We start from the raw sequence: 17388 nt of genomic DNA on the forward strand, positions 1-17388 counted from the left end.
CTGCGAGAATTAATCCGGCATAACAGCAAAGTTATTTGTTTTAATAAAAATAACAACCCATCAATAATTGAGGGGTTCAGTGTAAATTTTTGATGGGCAAATGAAATAGGTGAAATAAAATGGTAGATATAGTTTTACGAAAACTACTTTACTTATTTCGTTATGCACACTCACATTAAATTCGTCAGATACGTTCTGACCTGCTTCCTTTTGTTAAGTGCAAATCATTTATTTGCAAATGACTTTAAAAATGGAAATGAAGCGGATCTCGATCCGGTTTTGTTTTCAATGTCCGCGGATAAGTCCGTGGTGAAGGTCGGCGAGGAGTTTTCGATCGACATTCAGTGTACGCTGCGCGATTTTTCGGGCCTTCGGTTGTTTCCGGTCTCGCTGGACGGCGAGTTTGTTTTGAAGGTGGTATTTCCAGACGGTTTTGTCCAAACGGCAGGTAATTATTATCATGCGGTTTCTGCTAAATTGCTGCGACCGGGTGACAAGGTACAGTATCGGCTCACTGGCAAGTTTGTGTCCAAGCCGCCGTCGGGGAAATTTATCCTGCTGCGCGGAACAAAGCATTCTGCTGAAATCGATCGCTTTCTGTACAGGGAAGAGCTGGCCATAGCCGTTGATGACCTGGAAACGACAGAAAAGGCCTCGCGACAAACGATGGTCAATGCTTTCAGCCAATGCCTTGAATCAGAGTCAATGTCCGGCGCTAACGGCCCGGTAACCAGTGACCCGAATGCCTCGAACGGGCAGACGCGCGGGGCCGAAAACCAGTACAATCATTACGTGGACTACACCGTGAATGTGCCTTCCGCCGGACCCTATCAGGTCACATTACGCTACTATTCCTCGGTGGCTCCCGTAGTAAATGTTACCGTCAACGGCGGCAATGCACAAACTATTTCCCTGCCGAATTCGGGCTCCTGGAATATTGCGTATATAGACTATACGTTTCCTGTCAACCTGAATGCAGGCGCTTCCACATTGAAAATTGCAGGTACCGGTGGCGGGAGTTGCCGGCAGGACAAAATTTGCGTCACGGGCGAAGCGCAAACCTGTACAGTTGTGAATAAGGTAAGGCTGCATTGGCGGACGTCCGACTTTAACCGGCTCAACGGAGCTAAAATTCAGGGCTCGAACGACGGCGCGACCTGGACCGATATCTACACGATCGGTGTGAATGCTACGGGGAGCTGGCAGGAATTTACATTCCCCAATGCGACACCCTATCAGCATGTGCGTTACGCGTCAAGCCCGACGGGGTACGGTGAATTGCGCGAGATTGAATTTTATAACGGTGCAACCAAGTTTTCAGGCACAACCTTCGGTTCTGACCCGAATGTAGCTGCAATGGGTTGGCAATACGCGATCGACGGGGTCGTAAATGCATCCTGGCACGGGCAGTACGTGGGCGTTGGCGCGCACGCGGGGCCGAGCAACTTCGTGGGCCTGTCCATTAACGGCTGTGCGACGACCTGTATCATGCCTACCGTTGTGCAAACGGCCGGAACAAATGTATGTCCGGCAACCAATCAACAGGTCACATTGTCGGCCTCGGGACACACGGGCAATGTGAGCTGGCTGCTGAATGGAGCGTCTGCCGGGAGCGGAACTTCCATAACGACTGCCAATGCGGGTACATACACCGCTTTCAGTAGCAATGGCACGTGTACGAGTGCGCAGGCAAAGACGTTTGTGGTCGCACAGGCGGCCAATTGTACCCCCACCGCATTGGTACCGAAAATTTCTTCCAGCGGTTTTCCGGAAATTCTCACTTTGTCGATTGTTCCCGATCCTGCTAATCCCGGGGGCTGGTTGTTGAGCGATATCGGAACGGTGAGCTTACCTGCGGGTTATGAGTGGTCCTATTTTGTCGGCAGCAAATGGCTCAAAACGGCAGGTAATCTTACCAATGAGCCCTGGCAGTCGAGCAGTCCTGGCAGGGTTGTGAAAATGGCGACGAAGATCGGGCTTGACACGCTCAACCGCTGGCCTTGTCCGCCGGAGGGCTGCAACTATTATTACCTGAACGACGCTGTCGCACAGCTCGCGCCCGGCGCGCGGGGAGGTCTCACCACTTTTATCTTTAACTGACTATGAAAAAGCTGATCCTGCTTTGGGTGCTTCTGAGCGCCCTGACCCTTCATGCCCAGACTATACCGGTCGCTTTCAAGAGCACCATCCCAACCGGCTACGATCCGACGTCGCAAACGCCTGGTTTCATGGAAGTAAGTCCGAATATCGCCATGCCTGCGGGCCATGTGCTCGTAAAGCCGCCTACCAAGCAATCGTACACGTGGGCGCAGACGTTCGCAAAGGGTGGTACCCATTATAACCGGAACGAGCTCGGCAACGAAGGGTCACTGGCTACATTCAGGAGCACCTATCCAGACAAGGAATACAACGGTGTTCCTACCATTCCGACGATTTTTGGCTTGCCATGCTCCGGTCCCGAAGAGTGGGTAGATGGATACAACAAAAAATGCTGGCCCAATGGTCCGTTTACGGATGCTGAGGCCCGTGCGAAGGCGCATGAGGTTTGGAACAGCGGCAATGCGTCCAATCTCTGGATCGGAGAGACCATGGAGAACTTTCCGTTTATGCCGGCCGACAAACCGATGTGGCATTCGTTTTATGACGAACTCGCCGGACTTTACGAAGCCAAGAAGGTACAGGACCAGAAGCCGTTTTTCCTCTGCCATAACTACTTTGCGACAGGTCCTTACTACCTCGGAAACACCGCTAAGACCCAGGCCGACTGGGAAGTGATGTATACGCAGGACCCTTCGCAATGGCAATTGAAAACGTGGTTTCACCCGGGCGGGAGTTTATCGCGCACAAACACCGTGATGGAAGGCATTTACTTCGGGGCGTTCGACCTTAATCCGGGGTCGGCGATGAACACACTCTTCTGCATGGAGCTTTGGCAAAAGCTCGGCAAATACACGGGGATGTTCTTCTATAACCACCATGAATGGGCCCCGGAGTCGTTCACCGACAAGGTTACATTTCCGGAAGGCACATTTTTCCGGGCCGACAAGCCGGTCCACGATCCAGCGTTTCAGATCCTGATGGGCTTTCTGGCGCACGAGTACGGTAATATCTTTGTCGACTGGGGTACTTTTTTGAAACAACCGGCTAGCAAAAAGCCCATCGGATACTTCCAGCCGGTACATCAGAGCATGGATCACTGGCGGCCCAATGCGGGCGGTCCGGCGACATTTCCCTATTACTACCAGCTCGGCGTGGGTTTACCGCCGCAGGATTTTTATTCACCGCTGGCAGTCAGCAGCGACTACACCTACTTCGGGAATCTGTTGTGGATGCAAACGGGCGGCGTGGTTACGGGCGGTACGCCATATTACTGCTCCTATCGCCTCGACGGCAATGCATGGATCGACCGGAAAGCAACAGGCTGCGACATCGTAAGTGCATACTTTGCGAAAAGAGGTGTTGCAAGATGCCGTATTTCAGGCAACAAGATGATTTTGTATTACTTTAATATGTATGCGGATAACCTCGGGCATACCATTGAGATCAAGCATCCGACCAACCCGGCCAAAAGCTATACCGGCACCGTATGCGGAAGCGGTATCCATGTGGTACTGCTGGATATTTAGCTTCCCAGCCCGTAGCGCACAATGCAATACAATGCGCGGAAGCCGTCTTTCCAGTTGATTTTCTTTCCTTCATCGTACGTGCGGCCATAATACGAGACGCCGACTTCGTAAATGCGGATTTTGGGAATTTTGGAGATTTTCGCCGTTACCTCCGGCTCGAAGCCGAAGCGGTTTTCGACCAGTTTGAGGCCTTTGAGCAGATCGGCGCGGAAGAGCTTGTAGCATGTTTCCATGTCCGTCAGGTTGAGGTTGGTAAACATGTTGCTCAGGAACGTCAGGAACTTGTTTCCTATCGTATGCCAGAAAAAAAGGATGCGGTGTGGTCTTCCGCCCATGAAGCGGGAGCCATACACCACATCCGCATATCCTTCGATAACCGGTTTTAGCAATATATTGAATTCCTGGGGATCGTATTCAAGATCAGCGTCCTGAACGATAATGTAGTCGCCCGTTGCGCGGCGTATGCCGGTGTGCAATGCGGCTCCTTTTCCCTGGTTATATTCATGCCGGAAGTAAGCCACTTCCAGCTCGGGATTCTCTTCTATAAATTTTTTAGCAACCGCCTCCGTATTGTCGGCAGAACAGTCATTCACGATTACGATCTCCTTCTGAAAATTGCCTATCAGTTCAACGGATTTGAGTTTATCCAGCACATTTCGGATTGTCTTTTCTTCATTGTAGGCAGGAACGATAACCGATAATTTCATCAGGGAAAAATAAGAGTGAGACTGTTTAAGAGTGAATCTTTATTGTTTCGGGGTTATTCGTTATTCAAAGCAAAGAGAAGCCGCTCCAAGTAGTCCGGCGTCGTTAGCGAGCGTCGCGCGTTTGATGGTGACGGTTTTCAGGTAATAGGGCGTCAGCCAATACTTGAAACGATCGTTAATAGCCGGCAAAATAAACTCAAATGAGGCAGAAATACCACCACCGATCAAAATTGTTGTGATATCCAGGATACGGATCATTGATACCAGGCCTTCACCCAGCAGGTAACCCATTTCGTGGAAAACGGCTTTCGCGAGTTCGTCGCCTGCCGAAGCCGCTGCTACAAGGCCGGTCGTAGAAATCGTCCCGTCGGAAGGCAGTTGCGTCGTGCCGGTGTAGGCTGCGCGCATGGCATTGGCCATATCCAGCAATTCTTTTTTACCGATGTTGCGTTCGAGGACCTTTCCGTTTTTGGAAGGAACGTGGCCTGGTTCCATGGCGTTACCGCCACCGCCTTTGAACACTTTCTTGTCGATAATCGCCGCACCGCCGATGCCGGTGCCGAGGGTTACGAAAATATAGTCTTCCGGAAGTTTGTCTTCGCCAAAATAGTATTCACCCAAAGCCGCTGCATTCGCGTCGTTTTCCAGGTAAAAATCATGCTGCGGGAACCTTGCTTTCAAATCCGGAACAATGGCGATCCCATCGATTTCAGGGATTGCCGTGATCTCAATCAGTGTAGTCCGGTCGCGGGAAATGAGCCCCGGAACACCGATCCCTACTTTTTTTACTTCGGGGTATTCAACAAGCTGGAGCGCTATTGCATCACCTAATCTGTCTATAAAATGCCCGGAGCTGCGCCAGCTGGCGGTATCGTGACTGTAAAAATTAGAGATTCTTCCATCTGTAGCGTCAACGATCCCCATTTTTACGTTAGTACCGCCCACGTCTATACCGAGGTATTGTTCCATGAAATGAAAATATGGGTTTAATAAATAATTTTAAAAATGCGGCAATTTAGTAAAATTGCGCTATTGTTCACTCATTAATCCAAATCTCCCAGTTGCGGGCGGATCAAAATTTCTTCGACAACTGCCCTGGAAGACAATGCATAGACAGACCAGATCGATTCGGCGACGTCCCTGGAATCGATAAAACGCTCTTCGGGGAGATCGGTGCCTTTCCAACTGTCGGTATAGGTGGCGCCAGGGAGAATGGCCGTTACACGTACATTATACGGTTTCATTTCTTCCCGCAAAACCTTCGTCATCCCATACAATGCGAACTTAGAAATGCAGTATGAACCGCCGTTCGGGTAGGCGATAATACTGGCTGTGGAACAAATGGTGAAAATATGGCCCTTTTGGCGCTCCATCATGCTCGGCAATACCCCTCTTGTGAGATGATAGGCGCTGTAAAGATTGGTTTCCATCGTCTTTTCCAGTGTGCCTTCCGTCTCGTTATGAACCTGTCCGGGAATAAATACGCCGGTATTGTTGATAAGTACCTCCGGTGGCGTATTACGTTTGTGGATAAATGCGATGAATGCATCTACATCGGCCCTCACCGAAAGGTCGGCCGTTAAATAAGTCAATTTCGATTCGGGAAAACTTTCGCTGAATGTTTGTTGCAGTTCGAGCAGATCGCTCTCGTTTCTTGCGCAGGTAATTACATCAAAGCCTTGTGCCAAAAATTTTTCTATCGCTGCCCTTCCGATCCCCTTTGTTCCACCGGTTACAACCGCTAATGGATTCATTTTTCTGATTACTTCTTTTTTTGCCTAATTTCCCCGAAAATATTGAATACAATTAAGATATCATGTCTGTAATCGGTAAATACTTCATTTTTTTAGGGACGCTGTTCGGGAAGGGCGAGAAATTATCGGTTTATTGGCAGAGGTTGATGGAGGAGTGCGTGGGCATCGGCGTGAGTTCGATATTCATCGTTGCGATCGTCTCCACGTTCATCGGTGCGGTGTCCTGTATTCAGACGGCTTATAACCTCGTCAGCCCGATTATCCCCATTTCCACCGTGGCGCTCATCGTCCGTGATATGGAAATCCTCGAACTTGCGCCTACCATTACCTGTATCGTTCTCGCTGGAAAAGTAGGTTCCAATATCGCCAGCGAACTGGGGACCATGCGCATTACGGAGCAAATTGACGCACTAGAGGTGATGGGAATCAATTCCTCATCCTATTTGGTACTTCCCAAAGTAATAGCAGCGATGCTGACATTTCCGATGCTGGTTATTTTCTCCGCATTCCTGGGCATTATGGGGGGGTATCTGGCGGGAACGTTGACCGGTGTGATCACCGAACGCGATTATTTATACGGTATCCGCGACTCGTTCGTGCCCTACAACATATTCTTTATGTGTGTAAAACCATTCGTTTTCGGCTTTCTGATCGCTTCTATTTCTTCTTTCAAGGGATTTTTTACGTCGGGCGGAGCGTTGGAAGTAGGTAAAGCAAGCACACAAGCCGTAACCAACAGCTGTATTTCGATCCTCATCGCAGATTACCTGCTCGCACAGCTGCTTTTGTAAGCGTTCTCAACCGGACACAAAATGATTGAAATCAACAATATCGCCAAGGCATTTAACGGTAAGGAAGTTTTAAAGGGAATTTCGGCCCAGTTTCAAAAAGGAGAAACAAACCTGATCATCGGAGGCAGCGGTACCGGTAAAAGTGTATTGCTGAAATGCATGATCGGCCTCGTGAAACCCGACCAGGGCAATGTTCTGTACAATGGCCGCGATTTTTACAATTGCGATAAAGAAACCCAACAATCGATCCGCCGGGAAATGGGCGTGCTGTTCCAGGGGGGAGCATTGTTTGATTCCAAAACCGTGGAGGAAAATGTGCGCTTCCCGCTCGATATGCTTACCACGCAATCGCCGGAAGAAAAACAGGAGCGCGTTGCATTCTGCCTGCAAAGGGTAGGGCTGGAAGCGGCTGCAAAACGAATGCCGTCGGAGATCAGCGGCGGGATGAAAAAGCGCGTCGGCATCGCCCGGGCTATTGTAATGAACCCTGCGTACCTCTTTTGCGACGAACCTAACTCGGGCCTTGACCCTCTGACTTCGGTGAAGATAGACGAGCTGATCAAAGAGATTACCGAAGAATATCAGATCACGACTATCATCATTACCCATGATATGAACTCTGTAATGGAGATCGGGCAGAATATTATGTTCCTTTATCAGGGAGATAAACTTTGGGAGGGAGTCAATTCAGAGATCACAAAGACGACGGTACCGGAGTTGAAAGAATTCCTTTTTTCCAACAAGCTGCTGCGCGAAATGCAGGAATAAGCTGCATTACTGTTTCCGGGGTGCCGGGCGCCGAAATACCGGGATATTTTTCCTTTCTACCAGAAAAACCACCACCACGAAGATCGCAAGCACACCCATATGCACGGGCACGGAAATCCATAAATCGGGTATTTTAAAGAGCGATGAAGTGTAAATCAGCAACGCCCCGCCGCCGATGTAGCCTAATGCAGAAGCGATGTCGTAGGGCACCGGGTAAAACTTTTGCCCGAAATAGTAGCAAAGTGTCAGCATAATAAACCCCGACAGTGCGAATGCGATTGCAAAGCCCATATAGCCGATCTGCGGCACGAGCACAAAGCTGGTAGCAATGGTAATCCCCGCGCCCGTAAGCGTAAGCCAGGTGCCATATTCCGTCTTGTCCGTCAGCTTGAACCATGTGGCCAGATTGTAGTATACGCCCAGGAACAAATACCCCGCCAGCAGCCAGGGCACTACTGCGAGGCCTTCGTGGTAAATCTTCTTTTTAAGGAATAGCTCTGCGAATAAATCGAGGTTCAGGCATATGCCTACCCACATGAGCACGCATATGATGATAAAATATTTGGTCACCTTCGCGAAAACCGGCGGCGCATTCTTGTCTTCTCCTTTTGAAAAGAAAAACGGCTCTGCCGCATATTTAAATGCCTGGATTGCCAGGTTCATAAAAATCGATAATTTATAACATTGTACATAAATACCGATGGCAGTTTCGTTGCTGCGGCCAGGATAGAAGCCTGCGGGCAGGAGGAACTGGATAAATGCGCGGTCGAAAAGCATGTTCAGGACGCCACCGACGTTCATCACCATTACCGGAAATGCGTAGACCCACACGGGTTTGAATAGATCGGCGCTGAATACAAACCGGAAGTCGGCAAACTCTTTCCTGAGCATCCAGAAAAATGTAAGGTTGGCGATCAGGTTCGCAAGTACGATGTAATCCGGCGCGTGCAGCGGATCGTAGAAGAGGTCGACGGCCGGTTGCAGGAATGCCAGGTATTCCCCTGCGTGAATGTCGCGGCAGATAAGCAGGAAGAACAGGTTCAGGAAAATGTTGATAAGGATGTTGGTGACCCGGATGATCACGAACTTTTTCCCCTTGCCTTCCAGCCGCAACCTCGCGAAGGGGATCGAAACAATGCCGTCGGTGACCATGATGATCGCGAACATCCTCACGATGGATACCGATTCGGGATATTTGATCAACTCCGCGATGGGGCCCGCGAATACGAACATGAGCGTGGAACAGATAAGACTGACCATGATCACTGCGCTCAATATAAGGTCGTAATATTGCTTCCGGTCCTTTTCCTCCCGTGCAAAGCGGAAAAATGCCGTCTCCATCCCGAACGTGTAAAGTACGAGGGCCAGGCCGGCGTAGGCGAAGAGCTGCCCTTGTGCGGCAATTTGTTGAGGTTCAAAAAGCTTGGTATGCAGTGCCACCAGCAGGTAGTTCAAAAAGCGGCCCAGCATGGTGCTGATGCCGTAAGTGGCGGTTTCACTGGCCAGTTTTTTCAGTACGCTCATTCAATGCGGGATTTTCCACCGCAAATATAGGTGAGTAACTGCCAATAAAAGGAAAAGCCCTTCCCGTTTCGTGGGAAGGGCTTTCGGTTTTTTATCGTCAACCCCGGACATCCGAGATGATACTGTCAATCACGCGCTCGATCCGCTTCCATCCTTCATCAGTCTGGAGATCTACGTCAAGCATTCTTTCACGATAGTCGGAGGAGATGGTCAAAAAATAAATGCCTGCTGAAATGAATGCGATTAAAGCGCTGGTGTCATTATAATAGGGCAGGTCGCCTATTTTGCTCAGGATGCGCGTCGCAATCTGATTGCGGGCATCTGAAAGCATCGACTTTCCGGTTCCGATTTCCCAGCGGAGCAGGTCGCGCGTAGCCTTACGCTGGCGCAGATCGTTCGTGAAAGTGTGCATGAGGGACGTGAGAGCTTTGTTCCGTTCTTCTGGTGTCAGCTCGGGGATGCTGTCAATGTAATCGGTGCTGAGGGTTGACGTGTATTCTCCCGACCTGACGTATTGTTCCATCAGGCCGTCTACGCTTTCAAAGTATCTGTAAATCAGTACCTTGTTGACTCCTGCGGTGCGGGCGATCAGGTTGACGCCCACCTTTTCGGTGCCATGTTGTTCAATTACTTCGCCGACCGCCTTGAGTATTTTACTCTTGGTGCGCTCGCGATCACGCTTTTTAACTTTTTCTACTTTCATATGGGTGCTGTTTAGGTTAAAACATAGTAAATGTAACATTTCATATCCAAATTTTATAGCAGAAAAGTTACATTAAGTAACCAAATTTTTAAAATCGTTTCCTTAATGTCACCGTAAAGTCGCAAAAGGATGGAAATGCTATCAAAAGGTCTTCTAACCTCCGAAATTTGGAAGTATTCTAAGTTTGGGAGCGGAAATGAATGGAAATAAAAAAGAGCTCATTGAAAAATGAGCTCTTAGATTACTGTTGGCCGACAAGGACTCGAACCCTGAATAAGACAACCAAAATGTCCTGTGTTACCATTACACCATCGGCCAAAACCGTAAATAGTGGTGCAAAAGTAATGGTAGTCGGGTAACGTGTCAAGTATTTCAAGAAAAAAATTAAATACTTTTTAGCTCAACATTGCTAGCGATCTTTTTTACAAGGCCTTGCAAAACTTTGCCCGGTCCCGATTCGATAAAGATTTCTGCACCGTCGGCTACCATTTGCTCAACAGACTGCGTCCACCTTACCGGAGCTGTGAGCTGGGAAATAAGATTTTCTTTGATAACGGCTACTTCCGTGGCCGGTTTTGCATTCACATTCTGATAAACGGGGCAGATCGGCTGTTCGAACTGTGCCGCATGGATAGCCGCTGCGAGCTCTTCACGCGCGGGCTCCATCAATGGCGAGTGGAATGCACCTCCCACGGGTAACACCAGTGCGCGTTTCGCTCCCGCGGCTTTCAGAAGTTCGTTGGCGCGCTCTACGCCTTCGATTGTTCCGGAAATAACCACTTGTCCCGGGCAGTTGTAGTTCGCAGGTACTACGATTTCGTCGGTAATGCCAGCGCAGATCTCTTCGATCACATTGTCGGCGAGGCCAAGGATGGCAGCCATCGTAGAAGGGCGGATCTCGCAGGCTTTCTGCATAGCCGCGGCCCTTTTTGCCACGAGTGAAAGGCCATCTTCGAAGGAAAGCGCGCCGGCCGCCACCAAAGCCGAGAATTCACCGAGCGAATGGCCCGCTACCATGTTCGGTGAGAAATCCGGAGAGATCTTCGCGAGGATCACAGAATGGATAAATATTGCGGGTTGGGTCACGTTGGTCTGTTTCAGCTCCTCGTCCGTGCCTTCAAACATGATCTTCGTGATCTCGAAACCGAGGATCTCGTTGGCTTTTTCAAACAATGCCTTGGCGGAATCGGAGCTCTGGTAAAGGTCCAGACCCATTCCTTTGAACTGCGAGCCCTGACCAGGGAAAACATATGCCGTTTTCATATGGATGATTTAAGGTTATTCATGATGAAACAAAAAGCCCGGTACAAAACCGGGCTACAAAGGAAATACTTGAATGTGAAAGAAAAAAGGCAAACTATCTGAGAAGCTGTACCCAGCCTTTCATCGAAACAGGCGTGCTCTGTTTTTTGGAAGATTCAAAATAGATGGTCACTTCGTAATAATACTGTCCCGCTGCCAGCTCTTTTCCGCCATTGGTTTTACCGTCCCAGTTGATGTTCACGTCTTTGGTCGAGAATACCTGCGCACCCCAGCGGTTGAAAACCTTGAATTCCAGCGATTGTACAAATGCGGGGCATTCATAAGGTTGGAATACATCGTTCTTGGAATCGCCGTTTGGCGTGAACACGTTGGGCAATACGTACATCGGGCAGTTGTCGCGGCACACCGTGTTGCTTGGCGCGCTTTCACTGCCAAAACGGTTGACGGCCGTTACAAAATAGCAACCCGCAAACGACGCGAGCCCCTCGTGGTTAAAGCTGGTTTGCAGCGGCGAAGGCGGCGTCGTTACCGTGGCGATCAGGGTCGGCGCATCACCTTCATATCTTGCATAATATACCTTGTAGGCAGTCACCAGCGGGTCGCATTCGCGGCCGTCTACCTGGGCGGGATATTCCCATGACAGGTGGTTGGTAAAACCGGCAGTTGTGCAAAACGCTTCCGGATGTGCTCTGAGCGAGTCGCAATTGAGTGGATCGAGGCTCAGTACCGGCGGGCAAGGTTTGGTGGTGTCGGAAGATGAAATACAAAGTATCTGCGAGAAGTTGTACAAAACAGATGGTTTGATCTGGCTGTTGTTGTACGAACCGACTGTTTCCACTTTATAACAATAGGTTGAATCCTTCACGATAGTCACATTGACTGTTCCGTCCGCGGCATATTTATCAGTACCGTCATCAACGTAGGTGAATGTTTGCGGCCCCTGCACTGATACTTCCGCAATGCGGTTGAAAGTCCCCGGTTTTGTTTTGTCCTCTCGGTACACGCGGTGCACACGGTTGCCATTGTCCCAGGGAACGAGAGCCGTCCATTTCAAACCCACCTGATTCGACTGTGCGGCTGCCTGTTCAAGCCTTACCGAGCTGGCTGTTTCCGTTTCGTCGAACTTGGTCAGCTGCCCGTTTTGGGTAGTGTAATATTCGAGTTTGTAGTTATAGGCGTTGACCTCGGTATTCAGGTTTCTGTCCACGAACAGGGTGTCAGGAGCTCCTGCTGTGAGATTGGTATTAATGGCTGCGATCTGTGTAAATGCGGTACCATTCTGCCCGGTAGCTCTGAAAAGGCGGTATTGAGCCGGTAACCCAGCCGCTGCCGCTGGTCTGATCCATTTAACAGTGATAACGCCTTTGGTAGTGCTGGTGGAATCGACGGTAACATTGGTGATCACCGGCATAACCAATGGAAGATTAAGACAAGACTCAGCCGAGGCAAGGCTTTCGCCACCGCCAATCAGATAACCAGGGTCACCAGGGCTTGCGCCGGGTCTTGGGAACAGTGCTACGATGCGGTAGGAGTACGAAACACCCGGACGAAGGCCTTCGCCGCCATTATTATCGAGAAATGTAGTCTGGTTTATATCCACCCTTCCGATTTCCTGATAACCGCTTCCGGCGGGGATGCCCGGCCGGCAGACATCTTCCGAAATATCCGTACATTTCTCCGCACGGTAAATAGCCATCCGGGCGCCTGCGACCTGGCATTTATACGCGTCCCAGTTGAGGCGGTAGGCAGTCCCGGTAGGATCACTCACGGCTGTCGTCTTCAAACCCGTCGGTTTTGGTCCGTAAACTTTAATATTGACCGTAGTCATATCGACCAGTTTCCTGAAAAGCGAGGGGTTTGGCACATTGGGACCGGGAGCATCTTCGACTTTGAAAAGAACATCGTAAGGCTCCAGACGGATGTGCGCACAGGAAGTCTGCCATGTGAACAAACCATTAACAGTACTTTGAGAACCCTGTTGCGCCACGGTAAACTTGGCAATGGGCGGAGGGATGAGCGATGCGTCATAGACACCGCCAGACGATGTGAGCGTGAGCTTGTCGCCATTCTTGTCGGTAGCTGTAACGGGTTGGTTGATCAACGTCCCTGCTTCAACGCAAATATCGGGTATCGGCTTTATCACCGGCCTGTCGTTGCGGGCGTCCTCGACAATAATCTGCATATCCCGGACTATCTGCCCTATGATCACACCGTCGCGCCACTCCTCGACGACAAATGCGACGTTATAATATCCTTTCGTGACGGGCGCGTCCCAGATCAGGTCACCGGTGATCCTGTTCATACTAAAAGTAGCGGGTGAACCACCTGCTTCCGTACTTCCGGGAGGCGTCACCATATTAGGATCTTTGTACTGCAAATTAATCCCCGAGCCATTCACACCGCTTCTCTGTGGTACGAATAAACGGTAAGCAAGACTATCACCGTCCGCATCAAATGCACCGGGGTTGTGAATGTATCGTTGCCCTACCGCCGCCACGTCGATCGGCGCGTTGAGCAGGACGGGCGTCTGGTTCTTCCCGAAATTGGAATTGATTTCGAGTATGGTACTTACATAGAAGTTCAGGTTCTGTGTGGGCGGAGGGCCAATGTTGAGTACGTTATTGTTCCGGTTGTCCTCTTCGAAGGAAATGCGGTACAAGCCTGAGGAGCGGAAGGTGTAATTGATGATGTAGGTGTTCTGTGTTGTGTTGTTGCCAATGTTGGGAATGGGCTGAATACGTGGAGCTTCCCTAACATCAAAGTTGGCATTCGGGCCAGGATTAACAGGGCCGATTGTGAAAAACACGCTGTTTTGGGCATTGGCAGCACCCTCGCCATTCTGCATATCGAAATATGCGGTGAGTTTTATCTCGTAGGTATGGACATCTGAGTTGGCGGGAGTAAGCCTCCGGGCAGTGATTTCACCCGCACGTATGTGTGTGGCCATCGCCTGAAATCCGTTACACAGTAAGGCCAGGAAGAAAAAATATAATGGGATTCGTAAAGCAGAGCGCATAGATCTGTGTCGAGCTAATAATGATAGGGAGGTAACGGCAGGCGCCATATCTCCTGTCAGGTACGTTAAATCAACGAAAATTCAAGTAAAAATGTGTGCTTTGGGAATGAATATAATATGTCGGTTTGTAAACTTACAAAACAACTTTATAAATCATATATGAATTGCCACAAAGTCCCCAAGCAGCACAAATAGCGCTCTGATGTGATTTTACATTGCTATCTCAGCAATTGCACCCAACCTTTCATAGTAGTCTCCGCACCTTCTTTTTTAAATGACTCGAAATTGATAGTTACTTCATAATAATATTGCCCTGCCGACAGCTCTTTACCGCCATTGGTTTTACCGTCCCAGTTGATATTGACGTCTTTGGAAGAAAACACTTCGGCACCCCAGCGGTTGAAAACCTTGAATTCCAGCGATTGTACGAATGCGGGGCATTCATAGGGCTGAAACACATCGTTTTTGGAATCTCCGTTAGGTGTGAATACGTTAGGTAAAACGTACATCGGGCAGTTGTCGCGGCAGACTGTATTGCTGGGCGCGCTTTCGCTTCCGAAGCGGTTGACGGCCGTAATATAATAGCAGCCGGCAAAGGATGTCAGCCCGTTATGGTCGTAAGCGGTTTGCAGCGGCGAAGGCGGCGTGGTTACAGTGGCGATTAAAGCCGGGGTATCGCCTTCATATCTCGCATAATATACCCTGTACGCGGTCACCAACGGGTCGCACTCGCGTCCATCGGCCTGCTGGGGATATTCCCAGCTCAGGTGATTGGTGAAACCTACGGTAGTACAAAAAGCTTCCGGATGTTTTCTGAGCGAATCACAATTCAGCGGGTCGAGGCTAAGGACCGGCGGGCATGGCCTGATGGTATCCGATGACGATGTACAAAGAATTTGAGAAAAATTATAGAGTACAGAAGGCTTGATCTGGCTGTTGTTGTACGAACCCACCGTTTCCACTTTATAGCAATAAACAGCGTCTTTCACAATGGTCACATTGACCGTGCCATCTGCCGCATATTTATCTTTACCATCGTCCAGGTAGGTGAATGCCTGCGTTGGCCCAACAGCTACTTCGGCAATGCGGTTGAATGTCCCCGGCTTTGTTTTATCCTCGCGGTATACTCTGTGAACCCGGTTGCGGTTATCCCATGGCACGAGCGCTGTCCATTTCAACCCGATCTGGTCGGGCAGGGCTGCGTCCTGTTCCAGCCTGACAGAACTTGCAGTTTCGGTCTCATCGAATTTGGTCAGCTGGCCATTTTGGGTCGTGTAATATTCGAGTTTGTAGTTGTAGGCATTGGCCTCGGTATTCAGGTTTCTATCTACAAAAACAGTGTCCGCTGCGCCGGGTGTGAGGTTAGTATTAATGGTCGCGATTTGTGAGAATGCGGTACCTTGCTGCCCGGTCGCCCTGAACAGCCGGTACTGAGCCGGTAGTCCTGCCGCTGCGGCCGGTCTTATCCATTTAACGGTGATAACGCCTTTGGTCGTGCTGGTAGAATCGACCGTCACATTCGTGATCACCGGCATCATGACTGGCAAATTCAGGCAGTACTCTGCGGAGGCCACGCTCTTACCGCCACCGATGAGATATCCAGTTTCGCTTGGGCTTGCGCCGGGTCTCGGGAACAACGCCACAATCCGGTAGGAATACGAAACCCCGGGGCGGAGGCCTTCGCCGCCATTATTGTCGAGAAATGTGGTCTGATTTATATCCACTCGTCCGATTTCTTCATAACCCGAGCCGGCCGGAATGCCTGTTATACAAACGTCTTCAGGAATATCGGTGCAGTGCTCGGCGCGGTAAATGGCAATTTTTGCACCTGCAACCTGGCATTTGTAAGCATCCCAGGTAAGCCTGTATGCGGTGCCGGTAGGGTCGGTGACGGCAGCGCCCCGCAAACCCGTCGGCTTTGGCCCGTAAATGCGGATATTCCAGGTGGTCATATCTGCCAGTTTTCGGAACAGCGAGGGATTCGGGTATGTCGGCGGTGGGCCGTCTTCCACTTTGAAAAGTACGTTGTATGGTTCGAACCGGATATGGTCGCAGGAGGTCTGCCAAACGAATGTACCGGTAACGCTTCCCTGTGCGCCCTGGTTGGCGACGGTGAAATTAGCGATTGCCGGTTTGATCAGCGACGCATCGTAGACACCGCTTGCCGATGTGAGAGTGACCTTGTCGCCGTTTTTATCGGTCGCTGTTACTTTCTGGTTAATGAGCGTGCCGGCCTCCACGCAAATGTCCTGTATTCGAGGCACCACAGGGCGATCATTGCGCACATCCTCGACGATGATCTGCATATCCCGGACGATCTGCCCGATTAACGCGCCGTCGCGCCATTCCTCTACGACAAACGCAACATTATAATACCCTTTGGTTACAGGGGCATCCCAGATTAGGTCGCCGGTTACGCGGTTCAGGCTGAATGTGGCTGGCGAAGCGCCGGTTTCAGTCTGGCCTGGGGGGGTGGTGAGATTCGGGTCCTCATATTCGAGGTTGACACCCACGCCGTTGGGGCCACCTTTCTGGGGTGTGAACATGCGGTAAGCAATGCTGTCGCCATCGGCGTCGAAAGCGGCAGGGTTATGAATATACCGCTGTCCCACCGCTGCCAGGTCAATGGGTGCATTCCGGAGGACTGGCGTCCGGTTCATCCCGTAGGTGGAATTGATTTCAAGGATCGTGCTCAGGTAGAAATTAAGATCGTCGGTAGGTTTGGGCCCAATATTCAGGATACCGTTGTTTCGCGCATCTACTTCCATGGAAATCCGGTAGGCCCCGGCGCCCGGGAAAGTGTGTATGGCAGTATAAACGTTTTGCGAAGTGTTGTTGCCGATGTTATTTCTTGAGCGCCTGGGGGCTTCAAGGAGAAACGGATTCCCGGTGCCCAGTGCATTGCCAATTTTAAAAATGACAGAATTCTGGCCGTCGGCCGCCTGTTTTCCATCGAGTTCGTCGAAATACCCCGTCAGTTTGATTTCATACGTATCGGTGCTGAGCGAGAGCCTTCTCGCCGTGATTTCCCCGGCCCGGAAGTGTGTTGCGAAAACCTCGCTGAACGGTAAGGTTAGCAATAGAAGAACAAGCAGGGTCAGGCAAGATAGAGGTCTGAGCATGGGTCGGTTCGTTAGTCGTCCGGGTATGTAACAACTGAACGAAACACCTGTTTAAAAATGTGTGCTGTGCGGTTACAAAATAGTAGGAGATGCAGCCCTGATCCCTTCGCACTG

General features: G+C 50.3%; 12 protein-coding genes and 1 tRNA gene. 4 read left to right on the top strand and 9 right to left on the bottom strand.

The window, feature by feature from the left end; genetic code table 11:
- Window positions 1-288 precede the first annotated feature (288 nt).
- Together AAHB90_RS08690 and AAHB90_RS08695 are read left to right on the top strand one after the other, a co-directional pair.
- Entirely contained in the window at window positions 289-2100 is a 1812-nt protein-coding gene (locus tag AAHB90_RS08690; RefSeq protein ID WP_342084547.1) for a galactose-binding domain-containing protein, read from the top strand.
- 2 nt (window positions 2101-2102) lie between these two features.
- Entirely contained in the window at window positions 2103-3626 is a 1524-nt protein-coding gene (locus AAHB90_RS08695) for a hypothetical protein (RefSeq protein ID WP_342084548.1), read from the top strand.
- On the opposite strand, the gene AAHB90_RS08700 is transcribed toward AAHB90_RS08695, so the two are convergent.
- The 3 genes from AAHB90_RS08700 to AAHB90_RS08710 form a co-directional block, all read right to left on the bottom strand.
- On the bottom strand, window positions 3623-4333 hold the full coding sequence (locus tag AAHB90_RS08700) for a glycosyltransferase family 2 protein (RefSeq protein WP_342084549.1): 711 nt from the start codon (window positions 4331-4333) through the stop codon (window positions 3623-3625). The two genes, AAHB90_RS08695 and AAHB90_RS08700, sit on opposite strands and share 4 nt — an antisense overlap.
- A gap of 60 nt (window positions 4334-4393) precedes the next feature.
- A complete protein-coding gene (locus AAHB90_RS08705; protein WP_342084550.1) occupies window positions 4394-5302 on the bottom strand; it encodes an ROK family protein in 909 nt (302 codons plus the stop codon).
- Window positions 5303-5376: 74 nt separating this feature from the next.
- Complete coding sequence (locus AAHB90_RS08710; protein ID WP_342084551.1) at window positions 5377-6087, bottom strand: SDR family oxidoreductase; 711 nt, start codon at window positions 6085-6087, stop codon at window positions 5377-5379.
- A gap of 62 nt (window positions 6088-6149) precedes the next feature.
- On the opposite strand from AAHB90_RS08710, the gene AAHB90_RS08715 reads away from it, so the two are divergent.
- Together AAHB90_RS08715 and AAHB90_RS08720 are read left to right on the top strand one after the other, a co-directional pair.
- Window positions 6150-6878, top strand: coding sequence for an MlaE family ABC transporter permease (locus AAHB90_RS08715; RefSeq protein WP_342084552.1), 729 nt, complete (start codon window positions 6150-6152; stop codon window positions 6876-6878).
- A gap of 21 nt (window positions 6879-6899) precedes the next feature.
- On the top strand, window positions 6900-7646 hold the full coding sequence (locus AAHB90_RS08720; protein ID WP_342084553.1) for an ABC transporter ATP-binding protein: 747 nt from the start codon (window positions 6900-6902) through the stop codon (window positions 7644-7646).
- Window positions 7647-7652: 6 nt separating this feature from the next.
- Here AAHB90_RS08720 and AAHB90_RS08725 read toward each other — a convergent pair whose 3' ends face one another.
- From AAHB90_RS08725 to AAHB90_RS08750, 6 genes are all read right to left on the bottom strand, one after another.
- A complete protein-coding gene (locus AAHB90_RS08725; protein WP_342084554.1) occupies window positions 7653-9170 on the bottom strand; it encodes a lipopolysaccharide biosynthesis protein in 1518 nt (505 codons plus the stop codon).
- A 97-nt stretch (window positions 9171-9267) separates the two neighbouring features.
- Entirely contained in the window at window positions 9268-9873 is a 606-nt protein-coding gene (locus tag AAHB90_RS08730) for a TetR/AcrR family transcriptional regulator (RefSeq protein WP_342084555.1), read from the bottom strand.
- Window positions 9874-10120: 247 nt separating this feature from the next.
- Window positions 10121-10191, bottom strand: a tRNA-Gln gene (locus AAHB90_RS08735).
- Between the two features lie 66 nt (window positions 10192-10257).
- The gene (fabD, locus tag AAHB90_RS08740; protein WP_342084556.1) at window positions 10258-11136 is read right to left on the bottom strand and encodes an ACP S-malonyltransferase; all 879 of its coding nucleotides are present in this window, start codon (window positions 11134-11136) and stop codon (window positions 10258-10260) included.
- Between the two features lie 94 nt (window positions 11137-11230).
- Window positions 11231-14083: a gliding motility-associated C-terminal domain-containing protein gene (locus tag AAHB90_RS08745; protein WP_342084557.1), complete on the bottom strand. Its 2853-nt coding sequence runs from the start codon at window positions 14081-14083 to the stop codon at window positions 11231-11233.
- A 287-nt stretch (window positions 14084-14370) separates the two neighbouring features.
- Window positions 14371-17274, bottom strand: a complete 2904-nt coding sequence (locus tag AAHB90_RS08750) for a gliding motility-associated C-terminal domain-containing protein (RefSeq protein ID WP_342084558.1) — start codon at window positions 17272-17274, stop codon at window positions 14371-14373.
- Between the last annotated feature and the right edge of the window lie 114 nt (window positions 17275-17388).

It is taken from the genome of Dyadobacter sp. OTU695, from assembly GCF_038440355.1.
Lineage (GTDB): Bacteria > Bacteroidota > Bacteroidia > Cytophagales > Spirosomataceae > Dyadobacter.

Excerpts from the sequence above, each read along its gene's own strand:
- AAHB90_RS08690 (WP_342084547.1), top strand. The coding sequence starts at position 289 with ATGTCCGCGGATAAGTCCGTGGTGAAGGTCGGCGAGGAGTTTTCGATC.
- AAHB90_RS08695 (WP_342084548.1), top strand. The coding sequence starts at position 2,103 with ATGAAAAAGCTGATCCTGCTTTGGGTGCTTCTGAGCGCCCTGACCCTT.
- AAHB90_RS08700 (WP_342084549.1), bottom strand. The coding sequence starts at position 4,333 with ATGAAATTATCGGTTATCGTTCCTGCCTACAATGAAGAAAAGACAATC.
- AAHB90_RS08705 (WP_342084550.1), bottom strand. The coding sequence starts at position 5,302 with ATGGAACAATACCTCGGTATAGACGTGGGCGGTACTAACGTAAAAATG.
- AAHB90_RS08710 (WP_342084551.1), bottom strand. The coding sequence starts at position 6,087 with ATGAATCCATTAGCGGTTGTAACCGGTGGAACAAAGGGGATCGGAAGG.
- AAHB90_RS08715 (WP_342084552.1), top strand. The coding sequence starts at position 6,150 with ATGTCTGTAATCGGTAAATACTTCATTTTTTTAGGGACGCTGTTCGGG.
- AAHB90_RS08720 (WP_342084553.1), top strand. The coding sequence starts at position 6,900 with ATGATTGAAATCAACAATATCGCCAAGGCATTTAACGGTAAGGAAGTT.
- AAHB90_RS08725 (WP_342084554.1), bottom strand. The coding sequence starts at position 9,170 with ATGAGCGTACTGAAAAAACTGGCCAGTGAAACCGCCACTTACGGCATC.
- AAHB90_RS08730 (WP_342084555.1), bottom strand. The coding sequence starts at position 9,873 with ATGAAAGTAGAAAAAGTTAAAAAGCGTGATCGCGAGCGCACCAAGAGT.
- fabD (WP_342084556.1), bottom strand. The coding sequence starts at position 11,136 with ATGAAAACGGCATATGTTTTCCCTGGTCAGGGCTCGCAGTTCAAAGGA.
- AAHB90_RS08745 (WP_342084557.1), bottom strand. The coding sequence starts at position 14,083 with ATGGCCACACACATACGTGCGGGTGAAATCACTGCCCGGAGGCTTACT.
- AAHB90_RS08750 (WP_342084558.1), bottom strand. The coding sequence starts at position 17,274 with ATGCTCAGACCTCTATCTTGCCTGACCCTGCTTGTTCTTCTATTGCTA.